General features: G+C 53.0%; 14 protein-coding genes. 6 read left to right on the top strand and 8 right to left on the bottom strand.

What is annotated here, in order from left to right; translation table 11 throughout:
- Window positions 1–149 precede the first annotated feature (149 nt).
- Complete coding sequence (gene gyrA, locus AC07NP_RS12095; RefSeq protein ID WP_203360602.1) at window positions 150–2,807, top strand: DNA topoisomerase (ATP-hydrolyzing) subunit A; 2,658 nt, start codon at window positions 150–152, stop codon at window positions 2,805–2,807.
- A 43-nt stretch (window positions 2,808–2,850) separates the two neighbouring features.
- Here the strand turns inward: gyrA and AC07NP_RS12090 are convergent, their stop codons facing one another.
- The 6 genes from AC07NP_RS12090 to atoS all read right to left on the bottom strand — a co-directional run bounded on the left by AC07NP_RS12090 (window position 2,851) and on the right by atoS (window position 10,114).
- A complete protein-coding gene (locus AC07NP_RS12090) occupies window positions 2,851–4,035 on the bottom strand; it encodes an acetyl-CoA C-acetyltransferase (protein ID WP_494660621.1) in 1,185 nt (394 codons plus the stop codon).
- Window positions 4,036–4,064: 29 nt separating this feature from the next.
- Window positions 4,065–5,387, bottom strand: a complete 1,323-nt coding sequence (locus AC07NP_RS12085; protein WP_203360604.1) for a TIGR00366 family protein — start codon at window positions 5,385–5,387, stop codon at window positions 4,065–4,067.
- On the bottom strand, window positions 5,384–6,034 hold the full coding sequence (locus tag AC07NP_RS12080) for a 3-oxoacid CoA-transferase subunit B (RefSeq protein WP_192612858.1): 651 nt from the start codon (window positions 6,032–6,034) through the stop codon (window positions 5,384–5,386). The genes AC07NP_RS12085 and AC07NP_RS12080 overlap by 4 nt, the downstream gene beginning before the upstream one ends.
- Before the next feature lie 2 nt (window positions 6,035–6,036).
- The gene (atoD, locus tag AC07NP_RS12075) at window positions 6,037–6,696 is read right to left on the bottom strand and encodes an acetate CoA-transferase subunit alpha (RefSeq protein WP_494660620.1); all 660 of its coding nucleotides are present in this window, start codon (window positions 6,694–6,696) and stop codon (window positions 6,037–6,039) included.
- 197 nt (window positions 6,697–6,893) lie between these two features.
- Window positions 6,894–8,279 (bottom strand): acetoacetate metabolism transcriptional regulator AtoC, encoded by a 1,386-nt coding sequence (gene atoC, locus AC07NP_RS12070; protein WP_494660619.1) that lies wholly within the window; start codon window positions 8,277–8,279, stop codon window positions 6,894–6,896.
- Complete coding sequence (atoS, locus tag AC07NP_RS12065; protein ID WP_494660618.1) at window positions 8,276–10,114, bottom strand: two-component system sensor histidine kinase AtoS; 1,839 nt, start codon at window positions 10,112–10,114, stop codon at window positions 8,276–8,278. Before atoS ends, atoC begins: the two co-directional genes overlap by 4 nt.
- A 168-nt stretch (window positions 10,115–10,282) precedes the next feature.
- Here atoS and rcsC point away from each other — a divergent pair, with 168 nt between their 5' ends.
- Window positions 10,283–13,129 (top strand): two-component system sensor histidine kinase RcsC, encoded by a 2,847-nt coding sequence (rcsC, locus tag AC07NP_RS12060; RefSeq protein ID WP_494660617.1) that lies wholly within the window; start codon window positions 10,283–10,285, stop codon window positions 13,127–13,129.
- A 105-nt stretch (window positions 13,130–13,234) separates the two neighbouring features.
- On the opposite strand, the gene rcsB is transcribed toward rcsC, so the two are convergent.
- Window positions 13,235–13,885 (bottom strand): response regulator transcription factor RcsB, encoded by a 651-nt coding sequence (gene rcsB / locus AC07NP_RS12055; protein ID WP_203360610.1) that lies wholly within the window; start codon window positions 13,883–13,885, stop codon window positions 13,235–13,237.
- Window positions 13,886–13,901: 16 nt separating this feature from the next.
- Window positions 13,902–16,571, bottom strand: a complete 2,670-nt coding sequence (rcsD, locus tag AC07NP_RS12050; RefSeq protein WP_494660616.1) for a phosphotransferase RcsD — start codon at window positions 16,569–16,571, stop codon at window positions 13,902–13,904.
- A gap of 743 nt (window positions 16,572–17,314) precedes the next feature.
- Here rcsD and AC07NP_RS12045 point away from each other — a divergent pair.
- The 4 genes from AC07NP_RS12045 (at window position 17,315) to alkB (ending at window position 21,371) form a co-directional block, all read left to right on the top strand.
- Window positions 17,315–18,409 carry a porin OmpC gene (locus AC07NP_RS12045; RefSeq protein ID WP_494660615.1) on the top strand — a complete coding sequence of 365 codons (1,095 nt, stop codon included), beginning with the start codon at window positions 17,315–17,317 and terminating at the stop codon, window positions 18,407–18,409.
- Window positions 18,410–18,524: 115 nt separating this feature from the next.
- On the top strand, window positions 18,525–19,577 hold the full coding sequence (apbE, locus tag AC07NP_RS12040; RefSeq protein WP_494660614.1) for an FAD:protein FMN transferase ApbE: 1,053 nt from the start codon (window positions 18,525–18,527) through the stop codon (window positions 19,575–19,577).
- 73 nt (window positions 19,578–19,650) lie between these two features.
- Entirely contained in the window at window positions 19,651–20,715 is a 1,065-nt protein-coding gene (gene ada, locus AC07NP_RS12035) for a bifunctional DNA-binding transcriptional regulator/O6-methylguanine-DNA methyltransferase Ada (RefSeq protein WP_494660667.1), read from the top strand.
- The gene (gene alkB / locus AC07NP_RS12030) at window positions 20,715–21,371 is read left to right on the top strand and encodes a DNA oxidative demethylase AlkB (protein WP_494660666.1); all 657 of its coding nucleotides are present in this window, start codon (window positions 20,715–20,717) and stop codon (window positions 21,369–21,371) included. The genes ada and alkB overlap by 1 nt, the downstream gene beginning before the upstream one ends.
- Window positions 21,372–21,411: the final 40 nt, after the last annotated feature.

The raw sequence follows: 21,411 nt of genomic DNA, 5'->3' as shown, positions 1-21,411 counted from the left end.
TACTCCTTATTTGGCAAGACAGATGAGTATATCAGCCTGACGGGACGAATAAAGCCTCTCGAGGAGGCAATCCGTTTACCTGTATTAGCGTGGTTGTGTTATAATTTGCGACCTTTGAATCCGGGAAACAGTAGAGGGATAGCGGTTAGATGAGCGACCTTGCGAGAGAAATTACACCGGTCAACATTGAGGAAGAGCTGAAGAGCTCCTATCTGGATTATGCGATGTCGGTCATTGTTGGCCGTGCGCTTCCGGATGTCCGAGATGGCCTGAAGCCGGTACACCGTCGCGTTCTTTACGCCATGAACGTATTGGGCAATGACTGGAACAAAGCCTACAAAAAATCTGCCCGTGTCGTTGGTGACGTAATCGGTAAATACCACCCTCATGGTGATACTGCCGTTTATGACACTATTGTTCGTATGGCGCAGCCATTCTCCTTGCGTTACATGCTGGTTGACGGCCAGGGTAACTTCGGTTCTGTCGATGGCGATTCCGCCGCAGCGATGCGTTATACGGAAATCCGTATGTCGAAAATCGCCCACGAGATAATGGCAGACCTGGAAAAAGAGACGGTGGATTTCGTCGATAACTACGACGGCACCGAAAGAATTCCAGATGTTATGCCGACCAAAATTCCTAACCTGCTGGTGAACGGTTCGTCCGGTATCGCCGTTGGTATGGCGACCAACATCCCGCCACATAACCTGACGGAAGTGATCAACGGCTGCCTGGCGTATATCGACGACGAAGACATCTCGGTCGAAGGCCTGATGGAACATATTCCTGGCCCGGACTTCCCGACAGCGGCGATCATCAATGGCCGTCGCGGCATTGAAGAAGCCTATCGTACCGGTCGCGGTAAAGTGTACATTCGCGCGCGCGCAGAAGTGGAAGCTGACGCGAAAACCGGTCGCGAAACCATCATCGTTCATGAAATCCCTTACCAGGTGAACAAAGCGCGCCTGATCGAAAAGATTGCTGAACTGGTGAAAGAAAAACGCGTTGAAGGTATCAGCGCGCTGCGTGACGAGTCTGATAAAGACGGTATGCGCATCGTGATTGAAATCAAACGCGATGCGGTCGGGGAAGTGGTACTGAATAACCTCTATTCCCAGACGCAGTTGCAGGTCTCCTTCGGTATCAACATGGTTGCCTTGCACCATGGCCAGCCGAAGATCATGAACCTGAAAGACATTATTTCTGCGTTCGTGCGTCACCGCCGTGAAGTGGTGACTCGCCGTACTATTTTTGAACTGCGTAAAGCCCGCGATCGTGCGCATATCCTCGAAGCACTGGCGATTGCGCTGGCGAACATTGACCCGATCATTGAGCTTATCCGTCGTGCGCCAACGCCTGCGGAAGCAAAAGCGGCATTGATCGCGCGCTCCTGGGATCTGGGCAACGTGGCTGCCATGCTGGAACGTGCGGGTGATGACGCGGCACGTCCTGAATGGCTGGAGCCAGAGTTCGGCGTGCGTGACGGTCAATACTATCTGACCGAACAGCAGGCACAGGCGATCCTGGATCTGCGTTTGCAGAAACTGACCGGCCTTGAGCACGAAAAACTGCTCGATGAGTACAAAGAGCTGCTGGAGCAGATCGCGGAACTGTTGCACATTCTGGGCAGCGCCGACCGTCTGATGGAAGTGATTCGCGAAGAGATGGAATTGATTCGCGAGCAGTTTGGCGATAAGCGTCGTACTGAAATCACTGCCAACAGCGCGGACATTAACCTTGAAGATCTGATCAACCAGGAAGATGTGGTTGTGACGCTGTCTCACCAGGGTTATGTGAAGTATCAGCCGCTTTCTGAGTACGAAGCGCAGCGTCGTGGCGGGAAAGGTAAATCTGCCGCACGTATTAAAGAAGAAGACTTTATTGACCGACTGCTGGTGGCGAATACGCACGATCATATTCTGTGCTTCTCCAGCCGTGGCCGCGTCTACTCCATGAAAGTCTATCAGTTGCCGGAAGCAAGCCGTGGCGCCCGTGGCCGTCCGATCGTCAACCTGCTGCCGCTTGAGCAGGATGAACGTATTACCGCGATTCTGCCGGTGACTGAGTTTGAAGAAGGCGTGAAAGTCTTCATGGCGACCGCCAACGGTACGGTGAAGAAAACCGTTCTGACCGAGTTCAATCGTCTGCGTACCGCCGGTAAAGTGGCGATCAAACTGGTCGAAGGCGATGAACTGATTGGCGTGGATCTGACCAGCGGTGATGATGAAGTCATGCTGTTCTCTGCCGAAGGTAAAGTGGTTCGCTTTAAGGAAGCCTCGGTTCGTGCGATGGGTTGCAACACCACCGGTGTTCGAGGTATTCGCTTAGGCGGGAGCGACAAAGTGGTTTCGCTGATCATCCCACGTGGTGAAGGCGCAATCCTGACGGCAACACAAAACGGTTACGGTAAACGTACGGCGGTAGAAGAGTACCCAACCAAGTCGCGTGCGACGAAAGGGGTTATCTCTATCAAAGTCACCGAACGTAACGGTTCTGTTGTCGGCGCGGTGCAGGTCGACGATGCGGATCAGATTATGATGATCACCGATGCCGGTACGCTGGTGCGTACTCGCGTGTCGGAAATCAGCATTGTGGGTCGTAACACCCAGGGCGTTATCCTCATCCGTACTGCGGAAGATGAAAACGTGGTGGGTCTGCAGCGTGTTGCTGAGCCTGTCGATGATGAAGAACTGGATTCTATCGACGGTAGCGCCGCAGAAGGGGACGAAGACATCGCCCCGGAAGTGGAAAGCGATGATGACGTCGCAGACGATGCCGACGACTCCGCGGAAGACGCTGACGAGTAATCACCTTGATATGCAAAGGGCCGGAATTCCGGCCCTTTTTCGTTTAGTTCATCCGTTCAACAATCATCGCAATTCCCTGACCGCCACCCACACACAATGTCGCCAGCCCCAGTGTTTTATCGTGCGCCTCCAGGCTGTGAAGCAGCGTGACCAGAATACGCGCGCCGCTGGTCCCGATAGGATGCCCAAGCGCGATAGCACCGCCGTTGATATTCACTTTCTGAGGATCAAAGCCAAGGACTTTACCCACTGCAAGGAACTGCGCGGCAAATGCCTCATTGGCTTCGATGAGATCGATATCAGAAAGCTGGAGCCCGCTCTGTAGCAGCGCTTTTTGGGTGGCAGGAACCGGCCCCATCCCCATCAATGCGGGGGCGACGCCGCCGCTGGCCCAGGCTTTAATACGCGCAAGCGGTTTCAGCCCAGCTGCCAGGGCGGCAGATTCGTCCATCACCACCAGAGCCGCTGCGCCATCGTTGATCCCTGAGGCGTTACCGGCGGTCACGGTACCTTGTTTGTCAAAAGCGGGACGCAACGCGGCGAGGCCTTCCGCCGTGGTTTCGGCTTTCGGAAATTCATCACGGTCAAAAACCAGGGTTTTCTTGCGCGAGGTGATGGTGACGGGGACGATCTCTTTCTGAAACGCGCCGCTTTCCATCGCCGCTACGGCTTTACGCTGGGAGTGGAGCGCCAGTTCATCCTGCATCTCGCGGCTGATATCGTATTCCCGGGCGATGTTTTCCGCAGTGATCCCCATATGGTAACCGTGGATGGCGCAGAGCAGGCCATCATGCAGAATGGAGTCGGATAATTGTCCGTCGCCGAGGCGATAGCCCCAACGGGCTTTTGCATCCAGCAGATAGGGCGCCTGGCTCATGTTCTCCATGCCGCCCGCGATGATGGCCTGCGCTTGCCCTGTCGCAATCGCCTGTGCGGCCAGCGCGACGCTTTTCAGGCCAGAGCCGCACAGTTTGTTGACGGTAAAACCGCAAACCGTATCGGCAAGACCGCTTTTTAACAACGCCTGGCGCGCCGGGTTTTGTCCCAGACCCGCCTGAAGCACATTGCCCATGATCACTTCATCAACCCGTTGAGGATCGAGTTGCGCACGTTCAAGCGCAGCTTTGATCGCCGTTACCCCAAGGTCGATAGCGCTGGTGGCTGCCAGCGCGCCGTTAAAGTTGCCAATGGCGGTACGTGCCGCACTGACGATGACACTGTTTTTCATCTTCTGTTCCTTACTGTGAAAGGTTGTCGTCAGAACACGCTCAGGCCAATGACGAATATGATCCCGGAAAAGAGCAGGGCCGTGATGCAGTAACCCATGATGTCGCGCACCCCAAGCCCGGCGATGGCCAGCGCAGGTAGCGCCCAGAACGGCTGCGCCATGTTCATCCACTGCTCGCCGTAGGCAATCGCCATTACCGACTTGCCAAGATCGGCGCCCAGCGCCTCTGCAGCCGGAAGCACGAAGGGGCCCTGGATGACCCAGTGTCCGCCGCCCGACGGCACGGCAAAGTTAATCAGCGCAGAGCTGAAGAAGGTCATGAGGGGGAAGGTGTCTTTGTTGGCGACGTTGATGAAGAACTCGGTAATAAGCCCCCCGAGGCCGGAGTGTTCCATCATCAGCTGAATTCCCGCGTAGAAAGGGAACTGAACCAGAATACCTGCGGTACTGCGGGCGGCTGCGCTGACGGCACGCATATAGGCCATGGGGGTTTTGTGGAGCAACAATCCGGCAATCAGGAACATCAGATTGACGGTGTTAATCGTGATATTGAACCCTTTCTCTGCAAAGTCGAACGCCAGGTAAGCAATACCCAACGCGCCGATGATCAGCGTCAGAATGCGGCTCTCTTCCAGTTTCTCAGACGGCGGGGCATCAGCCGGTAATGTTTTCTGAAAATCAGTGTCGTCCAGCAATAATTTGGGATCAACGGAGACGACATCAGACGGTTTTGGCACCATCAAACGGGTAATGAACGGCATCACCACGATAAGACTCAGCGTAATGAAGATATTGAATCCGGTGAAAATGGTGTCCCCGACCGGAATTAACCCGGCAATATGTTCGACCGGGTTGCCTGGCGTCGCGGCGAGCAGCGGCATCGAGCCGGAGAGGCCGCCGCCCCAAGTGATAAAGCCGATATAGGCGCAGGCAATGAGTAGAGGATAGTCGGAGCCGGGTACCCGGCGGGCGACTTCGCGGGCAAACATCGCCCCCACCACCAGACCAAAACCCCAGTTGATGACGGATGCGACCGCGCCAAAGAACGTCACCAGCATCACCCCTTGTGCCGGGGTTTTGGCGACCGACGCGGCGGTACGCAGCAGGCTTTTAACCGGCCCGGAACTGGCCAGCGCATGTCCGGTGACAATGATTAACGCCATCTGCATCCCGAATGCCAGCAGATTCCAGAAACCATCACCCCAAAATTTCACCATCTTGATGGGGGTTTGTGGCGTTAACCAGAGCGCAATCCCAAACGTCAGCAGCGTCAGCATCATGGCAAAGATCAGCGGATCGGGGAGCCAGCGGCTGACAAAGCGCGTCATAAAGCGTGAGATACGACCAATCATGCATCACCTCGTTGGATTATCAGGTTGGCTGCAACGTCAAAATGCGCGTCGGTTTTCGCGCGAAGCGTGGCGATATCACATTCTTCAGCGATTTCGGTAAGCCACATTTTGCCGTCGATGAAACGGAATACGGCGAGCTCAGTGACCAGCATATGTACCGCGTGCTGGGCGGTTAGCGGCATGGTGCAGTAACGCAGAATTTTGGCTGAACCGTCTTTCGCGCAGTGCTCCATGGCAATGATCACTTTGCGCGCGCCAGTGACCAGGTCCATCGCGCCCCCCATACCGGGCACCAGTTTGCCGGGAACGACCCAGTTGGCGAGGTTGGCCTTCTCATCCACCTGCAATCCGCCGAGGACGCAGGCATCAACATGGCCACCGCGAATCAGTGCAAACGACATTGCGCTATCAAACATCGCGGCGCCGGGTAATATGCCGCACGGTTGCCCGCCAGCATTCACTAAATCGGGATGTGCAGTGGTGACGGGACCCAGCCCAAGAAAACCGTTCTCTGATTGCAGCGTGATATGGATATCGGCGGGAAGATAATTGGCGACCAGTGTCGGCAGGCCAATCCCTAAGTTAACGACGTCACCGTCACGAAGTTCTTGCGCCACGCGGCGCGCAATACGCTGTTTAGCATCCATGATTAGCTCTCCTGTGGAATAACGATATGGTCGATAACCGCGCCTGGGGTGACAATCTGGTCCGGCAACAGGCAGCCTGTTTCAACCAGCTCGTCAGGTTCCACCAGCGTGATATCGGCGGCGAGGGCAATCAGGGGGTTAAAATTGCGGGCGCTGAGTTGATAGGTGAGGTTGCCGAGGGGGTCGGCACGGTGGGCGCGGATCAGCGCCAGATCGGCACGCAGTGGACGCTCAAGCAGCCACTTTTTTCCGTCGAGCGTCATGGTCTGTTTACCGTCCTCCACCACAGTGCCGACGCCCGTCGGGGTCAGAAAACCGCCGAGACCCGCGCCGCCACAGCGGATTTGTTCTATCAGGGTTCCTTGTGGAACCAGCTGTACCTCCATTTCTCCGGCAATCATTCGCCGACCGGTTTCGGGGTTGGTGCCAATATGCGAGGCGATAACTTTACTCACCCGGCCATTGACGATAAGCGGGCCAATACCGGTATCGATAAAGGCAGTATCGTTGGCGATTAGCGTGAGATCCCTGACGCCGGAATCAAGGAGGGCCTCGATCAGACGGGGCGGGGTGCCAACGCCGATAAAACCGCCAACCATGATGGTCATGCCGTCACGAAAAAAATCGGGTGCGTCCTGTAAGGTAATCAGTTTTGTTTTCATTATGTTTCCCTTTTGCATACTCCATGTTGGGTACGCATAGGGAATAGCAAGCGGAATGCCAGAAGCGAGGAATAGCAAAAATATAAGTTAAGACATTAATTATGAAGGTTTATTTTTGAGTGGGTGGGTATGTGAGACGAGGAGGAATAGGCAGAATTTTGCGCACTGTGCAAAATTCTGCATAGCAGATTCCGGTATCAATTATCAGCCGGGTCAATACCATACTCCTGCAGTTTGTACATCAGGGCGCGTCTGCTGATCCCCAGCATAAGGGCGGTGCGCGTACGGTTTCCCTGTTGTTGTTCAAGCACCTCAACGATAATGCGTTTTTCTTCGCGCTTGATCTCTTCTTTCAGATTGCGCTCTCCCGGTTGGGGCGTTTTGACTTCGCTGGCAGGGCTCACCGGCAGGCGAAACTGAGCGGGTAAATCCTCAGCAAAAATAACCGCGCCAGTATTCATGACAACAGCACGCTCAATCACATTCGATAACTCACGGATATTGCCTGGCCACGGCCATGCGGTGAGTATCGACATTGCCGTAGGGTCGATCTCTATAATATCGCGTTGATTTTCTGAGCTAAATTTTTGTAAAAAGTGGTTGGCGAGTAAGGGGATATCTTCCCGGCGCTCTTTTAAGGGAGGTAGCATCAGATGGATCACATTTAACCGATAAAACAGATCTTCGCGGAAAGCGCCTTCTTTTACCATGGCGTGGAGATCGCGATTGGTGGCGGCAATAATGCGGATATCGACCTGAATGGTCTGGTGCCCGCCAATGCGTTCAAACTCTCGTTCCTGCAAAATACGCAGCAGCTTGGCCTGGAGAACGAGCGGCATTTCACCGATTTCATCAAGCAATAACGTTCCCTGATGAGCACGTTCAAACAGCCCCTGGCGTAATGTTTGCGCGCCGGTAAATGCCCCTTTTTCATGGCCAAACAGTTCGCTTTCCAGTAACGATTCCGGCAGTGCTGCGCAGTTGATTTTGATAAACGGGCCATTCGCCCGGCGGGAGTTATAGTGGAGTGCGCGGGCAATCAGTTCTTTCCCCGTTCCACTCTCCCCGCTGATCAGTACGCTGGCCTGGGAGAGGGCAATTTTGGCCGTATCTTTACAGATATCCATCATGACAGGGCTGTTGGTCAGGATATGTCCCCACTGCCAACTGCTACTCAGCGCTTTGTGGAGACTGCGGATCTCTTGCTTCATGGCCTGGAGTTGTAACGCTCGCTGAATAACTAAAGTGAGCTCGTCCAGATCGAAGGGTTTGATGACATAATCAAATGCGCCGCTGCGGAGCGCCTCGACGGCTGTCTCTACTTCAGCGTAGGCCGTCATCAAAATGATGGGGATTCGGGGCTGCTGGGCTCTCATGATTTTCAGCGCTTCGATACCGCTCATTTCCGGCATACGGATGTCCATCAACACCACGTCCGGCTCTGTTTCTTCAAAGCAGTGCAGTGCGGCCTTACCGTTGCTGGCACAGAGTGTTTCATGCCCTTGCAGCGAAAAGGCGGTGGTCAGCATACGGCGAACATTGTCTTCGTCGTCAACGATGAGAATACGGTAGGTGGAATTCATTCCGGGACGGTTCCCTGCGGGTTAATCGGTAAAATCAGCGTGAAAATTGCCCCACAGCCAGGCATGCTGGCAACGCGGATATCGCCCTGATGCGCATTGATGATGCGCTGGCTTAGCGCCAGTCCAAGACCGGTTCCTGAGGCTTTCGTCGTAAAAAAGGGATCAAAAATCTTTTTCTGCATGGCGATATCAATACCACAGCCATTGTCTTCAACCGTCACCGCCTGTTGTGACGCCGTGTATTGCCAGGTACGAATACGAATTTCCCCTCGGGCGCTGATCGCCTGCACCGCATTAATTAATACGTTCAGAATCACCTGTCTGAGCAATTCACGATCTGCGACTATCGGAGACAGTTGGTTATCTAAGTCCACGTGGAATGAAATCCGTGCCTGGACGCCAGCGGTTTGTACCAGGATAAGCGTCTCCTCGACCAGTGCATTGAGCTGGATTTGTTGCCACTGGCTCTGTCGGGGTCGGGATAAATCTAGCAGCTGTTGGATGACTTTATTGATGGAGTCGATTTCATTCAGCACCACGGAGAGGTATTCCTGGTGGAGCGGCTCAGTTGTCTGCTGGCGGATGATTTGCACATAGCCACGAATAGCCGTTAGCGGGTTGCGCACTTCATGCGCCACGCCCGCCATCAGTTCTCCGAGGGTGGCGAGTCTTTCCGTTTGCGCCTGCCGACGCTGTTTCTCTTTGCGGGCCGTTAAGTCGGAGAATATGACCAGGGCGCCGATTAACTCGCCCCAGGCATTATGAATTCGGCTGGTGGTGACGCGGATCTCAATGGTGCGATCGCGGGCAGGGAAACTGATCTCCTGGGCCAGATGCTCCGTTCCGTGCGCCAGGGTGTCGAGTACCGGGCTGTAAAATTGCGAGTGCGTAAACAGGCTGGCATAAGATTTACCCACCAATTCCTGTTGCGTATAGCCGGTGATTTGTTCTGCGGCGGGATTGATCGTGATGACATCGCCTTGTCGGTCGATAGCGATAACGCCATCGGCGGCGTTTTCAATGATCAGATCATTAAGGGTTTTGGTCTCCCGCAAGGTTTGCGCCAGGGCGTTGACACTCTGGCTGATTTGCCCCAGTTCACCGGGCAGAGAGGGGAGACGCATATGGCTATTTTGCGCAAGAAGCGACAGGCCATCGGTAATTACACCGATGTTAGCGCTGAGCCGCCGTGAAAAAAAGATGATCAGCAACAGGCTACCGATCAGGCCTGCGGCCAACACCGTGATGATCCTGACGTCCATTTTCCACGCTTGTTGGCGAATGTCTTCGGTCAGTTCGTTGGCCCAGATATAGCCGAGAACATTACCCTGCCGCTCAATGGGGATCATGGAGTTAAGAATATCGCCCCGTACCTGCTTTCCTGAGTACACCAGCGCAGAATGGCTACTCATGACGTCACGGCCTGGGTGATCGGGGGATATTGTGATGCCGACATTATGTTGATAAAGCGCAGCGGGCGCATAGGTGATAACGGCGTCTAACGCCTGGTTGTAATACCCAGCGCCAATTCCGGGAAACGCGGCAGTAATACGTTCTGTGATGGGGCCTAACTCAGCATTAAGCGCGCGAATGCGTTCCTCTCGCGGCAGGTCACTGTAGAGATTAAAACGATCGCCTAATGCATCGTCAAGAAGGCTTAAGACGGCCGACAGTTTTTTCTCTTTTTCGGACAATACTGCTGAACGGCCTTCAGTTTCTACGATATAACCAATAGAAACAGTGGGTATAATGACCATCAATATGGCCACCAGGATCATCTGGTTTCGCAAGCGTCGTGGGTATAAGCGGCGAATTACCCATTGTAGATAGCGCATGCTGAATTCCATGTTGTGTTTTTCAGGCAAACGCCGATTATCGGTGATTAGGGCGTAAGTTTCTCAGCGGTGCATCATATTCCCGTCATGAGAGATCATTGCGACGTCGGTCATTTACCGCTACCTTAATCACACTCTATTTACATTCTGAGGCGGAGCTTCGCCCTTTTGAAATACCTTGCTTCCTTCCGCACCACCCTGAAAGTGTCGCGCTACCTGTTCAGGGCGTTGGCGTTATTAATCTGGCTTTTGATTGCGTTTGCTTCGGTGTTTTACATCGTGAATGCGCTGCATCAGCGAGAGTCCGAAATTCGTCAGGAGTTTAACCTCAGTTCCGATCAAGCCCAGCGCTACATTCAGCGTACCTCAGACGTGATGAAAGAGCTGAAGTACATTGCTGAAAATCGCCTCACGGCGGAAAACGGCGTGATGTCTTCGCGGGCGCGGGACGAAAAGGCCGAAGTGCCCACTTTCGAACCACTTTTCGCTGACTCCGACTGCGCGGCCATGAGCAATATGTGGCGGGGTTCGCTGGAGTCGCTGTCCTGGTTTATGCGCTACTGGCGCGACAATTTCTCCGCTGCTTACGACCTGAATCGCGTATTTCTGATCGGTAGCGATAACCTCTGTATGGCGAATTTTGGTCTGCGCGATATGCCTGTTGAGCGTGATGCGGCGTTGAAAGCGCTGCACGAGCGTATCGTTAAGTACCGTAACGCGCCCCAGGAAGAGAGCGGGAATAACCTCTTTTGGATAGGTCAGGGACCGCGGCCGGGCATCGGTTATTTTTATGCGCTGACCCCAGTCTATCTGGCAAATCGTCTGCAGGGGCTGCTCGGCGTTGAACAGTCTATTCGCATGGAAAACTTTTTCACGCCAGGCAGTCTCCCCATGGGGGTAACGATTCTGGATGAGAATGGCCATGCCTTAATTTCACTGACCGGTCCGGATGGCAATATCAAAGCGGAACCCCGCTGGATGCAGGAGCGCTCCTGGTTTGGCTACACGCCAGGTTTTCGCGAGCTGGTGCTGAAGAAAAATTTGCCGCCGTCGTCCCTGAGTATTGTCTACTCGGTGCCTGTCGATCTGGTGCTCGAACGCATCCGTATGCTGATCCTTAACGCAATTATACTGAATGTGCTGGTCGGCGCAGCCTTGTTTACGCTGGCGCGCATGTATGAACGGCGGATTTTCATTCCAGCAGAAAGTGACGCCCAGCGACTGGAAGAACATGAACAGTTCAACCGCAAAATTGTTGCCTCCGCGCCCGTGGGGATCTGTATTTTGCGCACCATCGACGGCATCAATATCCTCAGTAATGAACTTGCGCATACTTACCTTAATATGCTCACCCATGAGGATCGCCAGAGGCTGACGCAAATCATCTGCGGGCAGCAGGTCAACTTTGTGGACGTGTTGACCAGCAATAACACGAACCTGCAAATTAGCTTTGTGCATTCACGCTATCGCAATGAAAACGTGGCGATTTGCGTGCTGGTGGATGTGAGTGCCCGCGTGAAGATGGAAGAATCGTTGCAGGAGATGGCGCAGGCGGCTGAACAGGCCAGCCAGTCTAAATCGATGTTCCTCGCCACGGTCAGCCATGAACTGCGCACACCGTTATACGGAATTATCGGTAACCTCGATCTGCTGCAAACCAAAGAGCTGCCGAAAGGGGTGGATCGCCTGGTGACGGCGATGAACAACTCCTCCAGCCTGCTGCTAAAAATCATTAGTGACATTCTCGATTTCTCAAAAATCGAGTCTGAGCAACTGAAGATTGAGCCACGCGAGTTTTCCCCCCGGGAAGTGATGAGCCATATTACGGCAAACTATTTGCCGCTGGTGGTGCGTAAACAGCTAGGACTGTATTGCTTTATCGAACCGGATGTTCCGGTCACGCTGAATGGCGATCCGATGCGTCTGCAGCAGGTGATTTCCAACCTGCTCAGCAATGCCATTAAATTCACCGATACGGGCTGCATTGTGCTGCATGTGCAGTGTAACGGCGACTATCTCAGCATTCGGGTGCGCGACACGGGAGTGGGGATTCCGGCGAAAGAAGTGGTGCGCTTGTTCGATCCCTTCTTCCAGGTGGGAACCGGGGTGCAGCGGAATTTCCAGGGAACTGGCCTGGGGCTGGCTATCTGCGAAAAACTGATCAGCATGATGGACGGCGATATCTCCGTGGATTCTGAACCCGGCATGGGAAGCCAGTTTACGCTGCGTATTCCTCTGTATGGCGCGCAATTCCCGGTGCGAAAAGCCGTGGACGGCCTTGCACAAACCCGCTGCTGGCTGGCGGTGCGTAACGCCTCGTTGGCCCATTTTGTAGAATCCAGTCTGGCGCGTAACGGCGTGCAGGTGCTCCGTTATGACGGTCAGGAACCCGCGCCAGATGACGTGTTGATAACCGATGATGCGCTGGAGCAGCCGTGGCAGGGACGTGCCGCAGTGATCTTCTGCCGTCGCCATATCGGGATCCCGGTGGAAAGAGCGGCGGGCGAGTGGGTGCATAGCGTTGCGTCGCCGCACGAATTACCGGGTTTACTGGCGCGTATTTACAGTATTGAGCTGGACAGTGAAAACGCCTCAACGGCGCTGACGGCACCGGAGAAAGTGGGCGATGCCAATGACGATATGATGATTCTGGTGGTGGACGATCATCCTATCAACCGCCGTCTGCTGGCCGATCAGTTAGGATCGCTTGGATATCAGTGCAAAACGGCAAATGACGGTGTTGATGCCCTGAATGTACTGAGTAAAAACGCTATCGATATTGTGCTTAGCGACGTCAATATGCCGAATATGGATGGCTATCGCCTGACACAGCGTATTCGTCAGTTAGGGCTGACGCTGCCGGTGGTTGGCGTAACGGCCAACGCGCTGGCGGAAGAGAAGCAACGTTGTCTGGAGTCGGGTATGGATAGCTGCCTGTCGAAACCGGTCACCCTGGATGTATTGCAACAGACGCTGGCGCTCTATGCTGAGCGGGTCAGAAAAATGCGGACATAAAAATGCCGGAGGGCGGTTTCGCCTTCTCCGGCTTTTGGGTCTGATATTATCAACATCTAAGCCTGACAGGCATCGCGCCATCAGGCTCGTGACGCTCAATAATTATCAATCTTTGTCGTTTGGACTCAGCGTTACCGAAGAGAGGTAGTTCAGCAGCGCGATATCGTTCTCCACGCCCAGCTTCATCATCGCCGATTTCTTCTGGCTACTGATGGTCTTGATGCTGCGGTTTAGCTTCTTGGCAATCTCCGTCACCAGGAAACCTTCGGCGAACAGACGCAGGACTTCACTCTCTTTCGGTGACAAACGTTTGTCACCGTAACCGCTCGCGCTGATTTTTTCCAGCAGGCGAGAAACGCTTTCCGGGGTGAATTTTTTGCCCTTTTGCAGCGCGGCCAGCGCTTTTGGCAAGTCGGTAGGGGCGCCTTGTTTCAGGACGATGCCCTCAATATCGAGATCCAGCACGGCGCTCAGGATCGCCGGGTTGTTGTTCATGGTCAGAACAATGATCGACAGGCTCGGGAAATGGCGCTTGATATATTTGATCAAGGTGATCCCGTCACCGTATTTATCTCCCGGCATTGAGAGGTCGGTGATTAAAACATGCGCATCCAGTTTAGGGAGATTGTTGATCAGTGCTGTGGAGTCTTCAAATTCGCCGACAACATTCACCCACTCGATTTGTTCAAGTGATTTGCGAATACCGAACAGTACAATCGGATGGTCATCGGCAATAATTACGTTCATATTGTTCATGTATTGGGCTACCTTGCTACAGCAAGCTTTTGACGTAAGCGTCAATGTCGCTGATGTATTTTTCTATACCTGGAGCATCTTTCTCACGAATAAGATGTTCCAGCGTTTCACATAACTGCTTGCCGGGTACCAGATTAAGCATGGCAAACACCCCTTTCAGGCGGTGGGCCGTTTGGGCCAGCGCAGCAAAATCGCTGGTTTCCGCCTCAGTATACAACCTCTTAACATCATCCGGTACTGTGTCTACAAATAGCGCGTAATAACCGCTGGCATGAAGTTCGGCGTTTTCATCTCCTCCCAGAGGGGACTCAGGAATGTCTTCCTGCGCCAGTTGCTCTTCGATAAGTTGTAAGACAGCTTCCTGCATAGCATTGCTCATATTAAAGTTGACGCGCAGTTGGCCAGGGCCGATTTTTCGCACGCCTGACTCATCATCGCTTAAAAGCAAGCCCGAGGCAGTAAGATTAGACGGATTATCCGTTAAAAAGAGATCATATTCTTGACTTACCAGCCGTTCGTCCGGAGTGAGGCAAGTCGCGCCCCAGTTTTCCAGTTGGCGAACCACAATGTTGCGCACGTCGTTAGAGGTGACATCAACCATCACACAAACGTCATCAAGCAGGCGCTCTTCGACTTCAGCATGCTGGTCGTGCGGCGTCATTTTAACATGGACGGTATAGCGCGTACCGAGCGTTTCCCGCGTTTTGATATTCAAATGACCGCCGAGTTTGCGGGCTAACTGATCGCACAACCAGAAGGTGAGCGGGTTCGCTTTGCCGTAACGGTCGCCCTGCGTTTCATTAATATACGGGAAATGCAGATTATCTATTTCATTCGGTGCCACACCTTCACCGGTATCCAGAATGCGGAAGGTCAGACGTTCTTCTGCGGACTCGTCCTGATCAACTTCAAGGGTGATTTTACCGATCTGAGTCGTGGTGACGGCGTACTGGATGAGCAGCAGCAAGATCCGGCGTAGAGCGTCGCGATCGCCACGGCGCTCGTCGCTGGCGCTAAGGTGGTTATTGATCAACAGTTGCAGGCCTTTGCGCTTAATTACCGGCAGGACTTCCGGCACGACTTCGTCGATCAGCGCCTGAACAGAGAACAGTGTCGATTCACTCTTCCAGCTATCATTCTCCAGAATGTTCGCGAGTTGAATTTCATCCACCATACGTACCAGCACATCAGCCTGATTAGCCAGTTTTTGGCTGTCAGGGGTATTCAATGCGGCGGCGTTAACCGCCAGCATCCGTACCGGCTCTTTCAATGCCGCGCCGATATTCTGCATAAATGCGGCACGACCCTGCTGGTTTTTCTCATACAACCGCTGTGCTTGCTTAAGCTTCTTATTGACCAGCACCTCACGATCCTGATCGCGGATGATAAAGATCTGGGTGCGCGGCGCAATCTGGCTACGAAACAGGCGAATTTCATACAGCTCATTATTGATAGTGGCCTGAATGATCCCCTGATGCTGTTCCGCCATGCTGGTGATGTTCTGCAAATTTAAGTGTGGCAGCAGATGATCGGCAATTTTATTGCTGATCACTGTCCGATTGGCTTCCTGGTCATGAACCAACAGACCGAGAGGCAGCAGGGAGACAATCTCTTCATTTATTGCACGCAGAATACGCAGTTCATTATTTGCCGCGGTATTGGGCGCAACCTCCGTCGAGCGACCTGGCTGGTGGCGGAAGGTGGTGTAACCAAACAACGCCAGCGCGAGCAGACCAATATTGAGCAGCAACGGCAGCAGGATATTTTGCAGCGTATCAAGCAGCAGCGTCCCGAAAGGCACCAGCCAGACCAGACGCATATCGGTTGAGTTCAGGGCTGATGAAATTTCAATTTTAGCGCTGTTAAAACTGATGCTGACGCTGTCTGGCGACTCTTTTTCATTATTATGTACGGTCGTTGGCGTGGCGTCAGGCTCAAGACGAAAGCTGTCCAGCGGCATGCCAGGTGGGATCAGATCGTTAATCGGCAGATCGAATGCGACCACGGTCGCCAGATGTCCGGGTTGGTTAAAGGTGGTGCGTAACGTGAAGTAATGCCCGTTTTGCCATGTCAGATGACGCAGAGAAGAGAAACTTTCTCTTTCATCAAGCGCGTTCGCTTGTTGCAGCATTTCCGCGCGTCGTGAGTCGACGATATTACCAATAGTCGACTCTTTAAAGCCGGACGCAAGATCTTTAAGCGGCAATGTGGAGATGAGGATTAAGCTGTTGTCCTGTCCGTTCAGGTAATACATGGACCACGGTACGGTCTCGGCACCCCACAACGTATCCAGATAGGTTGAAATACGCTGGGTCATTTCCAGCGTTGAACTGTCATGGGAGCCAAAAATGAGGGCCTCGGTCTTACGACGCGGTTTCTCCAGATAGTAGACATCTTGTTTCAGCCGCGTTTCTTGCAGACCTTCCCCTGTTGAAGGGTTAGCGGTTGCGGCGATGTTGTCATAAATTTGCCACGTTACGTAGCGCCAGGTATCGACCCGCTTATGCAGCGCGTGGGTGATATCGACAATCTGATAGCTCTTATCTTTCAACCAGGCATTCACGGCGCTTTGCACCATAACACCCATCGTCACCAGCAACACAATGATCAGTAATAAGAAGAAACGGGTAATGCTTCCCGGCAGAAGGGAGAATCGGGTAGAAACCGTTGTGTCAGTCTGACGCATTCGTGTTTATGACCTGTTAACAAGGCGAAAGGAGATAGGGCAGTATAAAGGGTAATGTGTGAATTTCCAGACTCTCGCCTCTTACCGACACTGCATTTCCGTCTGCCTGAGGGATAAGCATTGCTACTGTATAAATGTGTACATCGCATGAAATGGGGTACAGATATTTAGGAAAATACTGAAAAATGCAGCATTAAATAACAAGATAATATTTTTGACATTAATTCTGAGCGTGCGTGGAAGAAAACGCTGAATTTCCGTGACTCTTTTTTACGTCGTAGCACAATGTGAAAGGGAACAGTGTAAAGAAGGGTAAAAAAAAACCGAATGCAGTGCATTCGGCTGAAATAGGGGTAAACAGACATTCAGAAATGAATGACGGTAATAAATAAAGTTAATGATGATAGCGTCTTTATTTTAGTGATCGGCGAGTTTTTTGTTTTGTCATTCAGTGCTATGAATTATATGTGCGTAACATTCTGTTTTTAAGGTGAAAATTAATGCATCTTGTTAATTCGTGCTTATTTTTTGCATTTTCCGATTTAAAAAAAGTTCCACGAAATTAACATTTGGAAACATCTATGCCGATAAATGAAACATTTTAAAAGTTTTAGTATCATATTCGTGTTGGATTATTCTGTCATTTTGAGGAGAATGAAGTTGCCGACTGGTTAATGAGGGTTAACCAGTATGCAGTGGCAATAAAAAAAGCAAATAAAGGCATATAACAGAGGGTTTACAAAATGAAAGTTAAAGTACTGTCCCTCCTGGTACCGGCTCTGCTGGTAGCGGGTACCGCAAATGCGGCCGAAATTTATAACAAAGACGGCAACAAATTAGATCTGTACGGTAAAGTCGACGGTCTGCACTATTTCTCCGATGACGACAGCGTTGATGGCGATCAGACCTACATGCGTCTTGGCTTCAAAGGCGAAACCCAGGTAAATGACCAACTGACCGGTTACGGCCAGTGGGAATACCAGATTCAGGGTAACACGTCTGAAAACCAAAATGATTCCTGGACCCGTCTGGCGTTTGCCGGTCTGAAATTCGGTGATGCCGGTTCATTCGACTACGGTCGTAACTACGGTGTGGTTTACGACGTGACCTCCTGGACCGACGTTCTGCCGGAATTCGGCGGCGACACCTACGGTTCTGACAACTTCATGCAACAGCGTGGTAACGGCTTCGCGACCTACCGTAACTCTGACTTCTTCGGTATGGTTGATGGTCTGAACTTCGCCATTCAGTATCAGGGTAAAAACGGTAGCCCAAGCGGTGAAGACCAGACGAACAACGGTCGCGATGCTCTGAGACAGAACGACGAAGGTGTTGGCGGTTCTATCACTTATGATATCGGTGAAGGCTTCGGTATCGGTGCTGCGGTTTCTGGTTCTAACCGTACCTTTGATCAGAACAACTCTGGTTTTATCGGTACCGGCGATCGTGCTGAAACCTACACCGGTGGTCTGAAATATGACGCCAACAACGTTTACCTGGCTGCACAATACACCCAGACTTACAACGCGACTCGCACTGGCGATCTGGGTTGGGCTAACAAAGCACAGAACTTCGAAGTGGTTGCACAGTACCAGTTCGACTTCGGTCTGCGTCCGTCCGTTGCCTACCTGCAGTCCAAAGGTAAAGACCTGGGCCGTGGCTACGGCGATCAGGACATCGTGAAATATGTTGATGTTGGCGCGACTTACTACTTCAACAAAAACATGTCCACCTATGTTGATTACAAAATCAACCTGCTGGATGACAACCGCTTTACCAACGATGCCGGTATCAGCACCGATGACATCGTCGCTCTGGGCCTGGTTTACCAGTTCTAATTGTCGGTTTTGTCACCTAAAGGGCCTGCGGGTCCTTTTTTAATGCCTTTATTCCGGCGTACAAATAACTGTTTTTGGTGTACTCTTGCGCCCGTTCGCATGAGGATAATCACGTATGGAAATGACTTCTTTTCGGGCGGTCCTGTTGGCTGCCACGCTCTTTTTTATGGGATGCGATAACGCCCCACAGCCAGTTAAGCCAGTTCCCGAAGCGCAGGTGCTGGAAGGTAAAACGATGGGAACCTTCTGGCGCGTCAGTGTTGTGGGCGTCGATGCCAAACGCCTCCAGGATCTACAGGTCCGGATTCAGACTCAGCTTGATGCTGACGATCAACTGCTCTCCACCTATAAAAATGATTCCGCATTAATGCGCTTTAACCAGTCGCAAAGTCTCTCGCCCTGGCCCGTCAGTGAAGCGATGGCCGATATAGTCACCTCCGCGTTGCGTATTGGCGCAAAAACGGACGGGGCGATGGACATTACCGTCGGTCCGCTGGTCAATCTGTGGGGTTTTGGCCCGGATCAACAGCCGGTGAAGATCCCCACTCAGGAACAGATTGATGTCGCAAAAGCCAAAACCGGCCTGGCGCATCTGACGGTTATTGAGCAGGCACGGCAACAGTATCTGCAAAAAGATATCGCGGACTTGTACGTCGATCTCTCCACCGTTGGTGAGGGATATGCAGCGGATCACCTGGCGTATCTGATGGAACAGGAAGGTCTCTCCCGCTATCTGGTTTCGGTTGGCGGCGCGCTGAGCAGTCGTGGCATGAATGCCGAAGGGCATCCGTGGCGGGTGGCTATCCAGAAACCGACAGACCAGGAAAATGCGGTGCAGGCGATTGTCGATATCAACGGGCATGGCATCAGCACGTCCGGCAGCTATCGCAACTATTATGAGCTGGACGGTAAACGCGTCTCTCATGTTATTGATCCGCAAACCGGACGTCCTATTGAGCACAACCTGGTGTCGGTGACGGTGATAGCCCCGACGGCGCTGGAAGCCGATGGCTGGGATACAGGACTGATGGTGCTCGGCACCGAAAAAGCGAAAGAGGTGGTTCGCCGTGAAGGGCTGGCCGTTTATATGATCGTCAAAGAAGGCGACGGCTTTAAGACCTGGATGTCTCCGCAGTTCCAGGGCTTTCTCATCAGCGAGAAAAATTAAAAAGCAAGATTGCGGGTTTTCGTTCGATGGTTTGTGGACACACTAAGCACTATGCTTACCGAAGGAGTCCATGATGAAAAATGTCTTACGAGTAAACGATGATCAACGCTGGCAGTCGGTAGTGGAACGCGATCCCAATGCCGACGGCCAGTTTGTCTTTGCGGTGACGACGACGGGGATCTTCTGTCGACCCTCCTGTCGGGCGAAGCATGCCCTGCGTAAAAACGTCCGTTTTTTCGGGGATGCCACTGAAGCGCTGAGCGCAGGATTCCGTCCCTGCAAACGTTGTCAGCCTGACAAAGAAAACGCCCATCAACAGCGGCTGGATAAAATCACCCGCGCGTGCCATTTGCTGGAACAGGATACACCCATCACATTAGAGGCTCTGGCGCAGGACGTTGCCATGAGTCCGTTTCATTTACATCGTTTGTTTAAAGCAACGACGGGAATGACCCCGAAAGCGTGGCAGCAGTCGTATCGTGCCCGCCGTTTGCGCGACGCGCTGGTAAAAGGGGAGACGGTAACGCAGGCACTCCTTAACGCCGGCTATCCTGATAGCAGCAGTTACTACCGTAAAGCCGATGAAACGCTAGGTATGACGGCGAAGCAGTTTCGCAAAGGGGGCGACAAGGTGACCGTTCGCTTTACCATAGCGGACTGTATGCTGGGGCGCTGCCTGGTGGCGGAAAGTGAACGCGGGATCTGTGCGATCCTGTTAGGTGACGACGATGCCGGGCTTATCGCCGGATTGCATGAAATGTTTCCCGCCGCACGGGATGAACCTGCGGATGCGGATTTTCAGCAACGGGTACAGCAGGTGATTACCAGCATCAATGCCCGCAACACGCCGCTGGCTTTACCGCTGGACATCCAGGGGACCGCATTTCAGCAACAGGTCTGGCAGGCATTACGCGCCATTCCCTGCGGTGAAACGGTCAGTTATCAGCAGGTCGCCAACGCCATTGGAAAACCGAAAGCGGTGCGTGCCGTTGCCAGCGCCTGTGGGGCAAATAAACTGGCGATAGTGATCCCCTGTCATCGTGTGGTGCGGGGCGATGGCTCGCTTTCCGGCTATCGCTGGGGCGTGGCGCGTAAGGCGCAATTGCTCAAGCGCGAGACGCAACGTGAGGAGTCATGATGCTGGACCTGTTTGTGGACGCTGAGCCCTGGCAAGAGCCACTGGCGCCAGGCGCGGTTATCCTGCGTCGTTTTGCTTTCAGCGCGTCGCAGAGACTGCTGCAGGATATTTTGGCGATTGCCAGTCAGTCACCGTTTCGCCATATGGTCACACCCGGCGGGTACACCATGTCAGTGGCGATGACCAACTGCGGCCCGCTGGGCTGGACCACCGATCAGCACGGTTATCTGTACTCGCCCGTCGACCCGTTGACGGGTGAGCGCTGGCCACCCTTGCCTGAATCTTTCGCCAGCCTGTGCCAACAGGCCGCAACGGCGGCAGGCTACCCCGACTTTATGCCAGACGCTTGTCTTATCAACCGTTATGCGCCAGGGGCGAAGTTGTCGCTGCATCAGGATAAAGATGAGCCTGACCTGCGCGCCCCCATTGTCTCGGTTTCGCTTGGGTTGCCCGCTGTCTTCCAGTTTGGTGGCTTGCACCGCAATGACCCGTTAAAACGGCTTTTACTTGAGCATGGCGATGTTGTGGTCTGGGGCGGAGAATCCCGGTTGTTTTATCATGGTATACAACCGCTTAAATCGGGTTTTCATCCGTTAACCGCCGACTGTCGCTACAATCTAACATTCCGGCAGGCGGGTAAAAGGGAATTAAAATAAGAATTATTATTGCTGTCGGCGTTGAGATGTTTAAACTGCG

This window comes from Citrobacter sp. GW821-FHT07H02, assembly GCF_059418505.1.
The sequence above is the reverse complement of the archived record's forward strand: the minus strand, read 5'-3'. Positions and strand labels throughout refer to the sequence as shown.